Raw genomic sequence first — 3,542 nt, 5'->3', positions numbered from 1 at the left:
CTGTTCCTGGAAAGCGCGGGCGGCAGACGACGGTTTCTCGACCGGCTGGTGCTGGCGCTGCACCCCGCGCATGCCCGGCACGCCGCGCGCTACGAGGCGGCGATGCGCGAGCGCAACCGGCTGCTCGCTGCCGACCGCCCCGCCGATCCCGGCTGGATCGATGCGCTGGAAGCGCGGATGGCGGAGCATGGCGCGGCGATCGCGCTGGCCCGGGCCGATACGCTCGAAGCGCTCGATGCGCAGATCGACGCGCTCGAAGCCGGACCGTTCGCCCAGCCTTCGCTCGCGCTGGAGCGAAAGGGTCCGGTCGAGGTCGAGGCGCTGATCGCCGCATTGCGATCGGGGCGGCCGCGCGATGCCGGAGCAGGCCGCGCGCTCGCAGGTCCCCATCGCGACGACCTGCTCGTCACCATGCGGCAGAAGGGACAGGCGGCGGCCTTGTGTTCGACCGGCGAGCAGAAGGCGATGCTGATCGCGATCATACTGGCGCATGCCGATCTGGTCGCCGAGCGGCGCGGCAGCCGCCTTATCCTGCTGCTCGACGAGGTCGCCGCGCATCTCGACCCGGCCCGGCGCGCAGCGCTCTACGAACAGCTCGCCGACCGCGCAGGCCAGGTGTGGATGACCGGCACCGATGCGTCGCTGTTCGATGCCGTCCCGCTGGCGGGCCGCGCCGACTGGTGTGTCAGCGGCGGGGTGGTTTCGCCTCAGTGAATGGTGCCGATGCACTGATCGAGCGAGAGGATCACCAGCAACCGCTCGATCTGCCGCCAGTGACAGAAATGGATGTGATTGCCGCGCGCCCGCGCTGCCTCGGCCCGGTCGGAGGCCTCGATCCCCGCCGTCTCGCCGTAATGCGAGAGCAGCTTGCAGGCGTCCTCATAGGCTTCGCGGCTTCCGATATAGGGCGGGTTCATGGGCGCGTTCGGGTCCTCTTTCCTCGTGCCGGCAAAGCTGCCGGCGCCGCGTCCAGAGGGGGATACAGGCTGGCCGTGCAGGAAGGTTCAACCGGCATGGTAAACTGGGCGTTAGGCTTTGCGCCCGGTGTCATCAGCGATTGGCGGTGGCAAAAGCCGCGCGCGCATGGCAAGGGCACGGTCATGGTCAATCAGACATCAGGCAACCGTCAGCCCCCGGCCCGCGCTGGTGGTGTTTTCATGGCTTTGGGCACGCTGGCAGGCACCGTCATCGGCGGGTTCATGGGCCAGCCCTCGATCGGCTTTCTCGCGGGCCTGGGCGGCGGCGCAGCGCTGCACGGTGTGATCTGGTACATGGACCGCCGCAAGGGCTGATCAGCCTGGTCAGCGGGCAGCAGCGGCAATCTCGGCTGCGCCGCACAGGATGGCATTGGCGCCGGTCTGGCGCACCGTGCATTGCGGCGTGTCGCCGATCGCGATGTCCGCCCCGCCCTTGACCGAGATCCGCGCCGGACCAGCGACGCTGAGCTTCGCGCGCACCGGCCCCTCGCCGATCAGTTCGAGCGCGCCCAGGGCAAGCCCCATCCCTTCGATCAATCCGTCGCCGAGCATCACCGCGCGTGCGCTGGCCGCCTTGCCGCCGATCTTCAGGCTGCCGCTGCCGTTGACGTTGAGCGACAGCGCCTCGGCCGCGACCGCGCCGATCTCGACCGAGCCGTTGCCGTCCATGGTCGCGCTGGGCCGAGCGCCGCTCAGCGCATCGATCTTCGCACTGCCATGGCCCAGCAGGGTGAGCGACTGGACGCTGCGCGCATCGAGCCGCACCAGCGGCAGAGCCTCGGGTGCCTTCGGGCGATAGCGGCGCTCGGTAGGCTGGCTGGTGCGCGCCCGGCGGATGTAAAGCGTGCCGCCCTGGACCCGCATCGACAGCGATTCGAGCGCGCGCGGATCGCCGCTGGCCACCGCAAAAGGCGCCGCGCCGGAGCGTATCTCCACCGCGACATCGCCCTCGATCCGGACCTTGTCGAACGGCGAGAGGGTGAAGCGCTTGTCCGCCGCCTGCGCGGCTTCGGGCAGCAGCAGCACCAGCACCAGCGCAAACAACCGCCGCTTCATGCGCGCGCCTCGCCCATCTCGATCCAGCCGAGAAAGCGCGGGGTCTTCGGCATGTAGCGGCTGTCGCAGCCGCTCAGCCGGAAGCCCTGACCGGCAAGGGCGCTGCTGACCGGGCGGGTCAGATGGCATCCGCCAGCAATGCGCTTCCACACGGGTTCGATCCGCTGCTGCCAGCGTGCCGGGCCGGGATCGGGCGCAGCACCATGTTCGAGGAACAGGATCGTTCCACCGGGCGCCAGCACGCGGCGCATTTCGCGCAGCACAGCCTCAGGATCGCGCACCGAGCACAGGGTGAAGGTGGTGAGTACCGTGTCGAAGCTGCTGTCTGCAAAGGGCAGGCTTTCGGCGTAGCCTGCGCGGAAATCGGCGTCGAAGCCGCGCGCCTTCGCCTTGTCGCGCGCGGTATCGAGCAGCTGCGGCGAAGGATCGACCCCGGCGAGCGCCGTCACGCGCGCGCGATCATAATGATCGAGGTTGATGCCGCCGCCGCAGCCCAGTTCGAGCACCCGGCCCTCAGCGCGCGGCACGATGCGGCTGCGCGCCTTGGCGATGGCGGGCTGGCCGCAGCAGAAGGTAATGAGGCGCGGCATCACGTGCCGGTCCCAGAAACCGGGCTGGTCGGCTGCCCCTACCGGACTGTCGTTGTTCGTCAATGCGCTCTCCCCCGTCCCGGCAAAGCCAGGAACGGGGGCGAGTGTCTAGCATGGCTGGCGACCATGCAACCGCTTTTGCGCCTGGCGCGCGCCGTCGGATCAGCCGCAGGTGATCGTGCCCGAACCCATCGAGCTGCTCTTGCACTTGGCCTTGCCCTTGATGGTAACATCGCCCGAGCCCATCAGCGCCGCATCGACCGAACCGTCCGACGCCATGGTCACATCGCCCGATCCGGCGATCGAAATATCGACGGCGGGGCTGGAAAAGCGCTCGCCCAGCACGCTTCCCGATCCCGCGATCGAGATATCGGCATTGTCGGCACTGCCCGCGAGCTTGAGCGAGCCGCTGCCCGCGATCGCGCCGTCGAGCTTCTTGGCGGTCAGCTGCGCGATATCGGCCGTGCCCGATCCGGCGACGCTCAGCTTGATCTCGTCGCCTTCCATCCGGTCGACCTTTGCCGAGCCCGATCCTGCCAGCACCAGCGCGCGCAGCGCGGGCGCGCTGATCTTGATATCGGCCTCGCCCGAATCGCCGAAGCTGAAGGTCGATTTCTTGCGGCGGATGCGCAGCTCGCCATCGCGAACGCGGAATTGCAGCCTTTCCAGAGCCTTTTCGTCGCCCGACGCGCTGACGGCATGCTCGCCTTCGGTGGTGAAGCTGATGTTGTCCGGCCCGGCCAGCGTGATCCGGTCGAACGGTTCGCCCGACCATTTGGACGACCATCCCTCATCCGAACCACCCGATTCGTCCTCGATCAGCACCTCGGCACCGTCGACCATGTTGCAGCCTGCGACCGCGACAGCGGCGGCAGCCGCGACCAGAGCGTGTTTCCAAGTGACGGCCATGACGATACTC

At 68.6% G+C, this 3,542-nt stretch carries 5 protein-coding genes and 1 pseudogene; 2 read left to right on the top strand and 4 right to left on the bottom strand.

The genetic code is table 11. The features are described 5' to 3' along the window. Nucleotides 1-714: pseudogene (locus AX735_RS25560) on the top strand (DNA replication/repair protein RecF); the annotation flags it as partial. On the opposite strand, the gene AX735_RS02670 reads toward AX735_RS25560, so the two are convergent. Continuing rightward, on the bottom strand, nt 708-917 hold the full coding sequence (locus AX735_RS02670) for a hypothetical protein (protein ID WP_060980236.1): 210 nt from the start codon (nt 915-917) through the stop codon (nt 708-710). The pseudogene AX735_RS25560 and the gene AX735_RS02670 sit on opposite strands and share 7 nt — an antisense overlap. A gap of 75 nt (nt 918-992) precedes the next feature. On the opposite strand from AX735_RS02670, the gene AX735_RS26230 reads away from it, so the two are divergent. Beyond that, nucleotides 993-1,292 (top strand): hypothetical protein, encoded by a 300-nt coding sequence (locus tag AX735_RS26230; RefSeq protein WP_231749995.1) that lies wholly within the window; start codon nt 993-995, stop codon nt 1,290-1,292. Nucleotides 1,293-1,301: 9 nt separating this feature from the next. Here AX735_RS26230 and AX735_RS02660 read toward each other — a convergent pair whose 3' ends face one another. The 3 genes from AX735_RS02660 to AX735_RS02650 form a co-directional block, all read right to left on the bottom strand. Beyond that, entirely contained in the window at nt 1,302-2,033 is a 732-nt protein-coding gene (locus AX735_RS02660; RefSeq protein WP_066275134.1) for a GIN domain-containing protein, read from the bottom strand. Beyond that, nucleotides 2,030-2,686 (bottom strand): class I SAM-dependent methyltransferase, encoded by a 657-nt coding sequence (locus tag AX735_RS02655; RefSeq protein ID WP_446471767.1) that lies wholly within the window; start codon nt 2,684-2,686, stop codon nt 2,030-2,032. Before AX735_RS02655 ends, AX735_RS02660 begins: the two co-directional genes overlap by 4 nt. A 99-nt stretch (nt 2,687-2,785) precedes the next feature. Next, on the bottom strand, nt 2,786-3,542 hold a 757-nt coding region (locus tag AX735_RS02650; RefSeq protein WP_066275129.1), incomplete at its 5' end, for a head GIN domain-containing protein.

This window comes from Blastomonas sp. CCH1-A6, assembly GCF_001556365.1.
Taxonomy (GTDB): Bacteria; Pseudomonadota; Alphaproteobacteria; order Sphingomonadales; family Sphingomonadaceae; genus Blastomonas; species Blastomonas ursincola.
Note: the sequence above shows the minus strand (reverse complement) of the source record. Positions and strands in the feature narration are given on the sequence as shown.

Excerpts from the sequence above, each read along its gene's own strand:
- AX735_RS02670 (WP_060980236.1), bottom strand. The coding sequence starts at position 917 with ATGAACCCGCCCTATATCGGAAGCCGCGAAGCCTATGAGGACGCCTGC.
- AX735_RS02660 (WP_066275134.1), bottom strand. The coding sequence starts at position 2,033 with ATGAAGCGGCGGTTGTTTGCGCTGGTGCTGGTGCTGCTGCTGCCCGAA.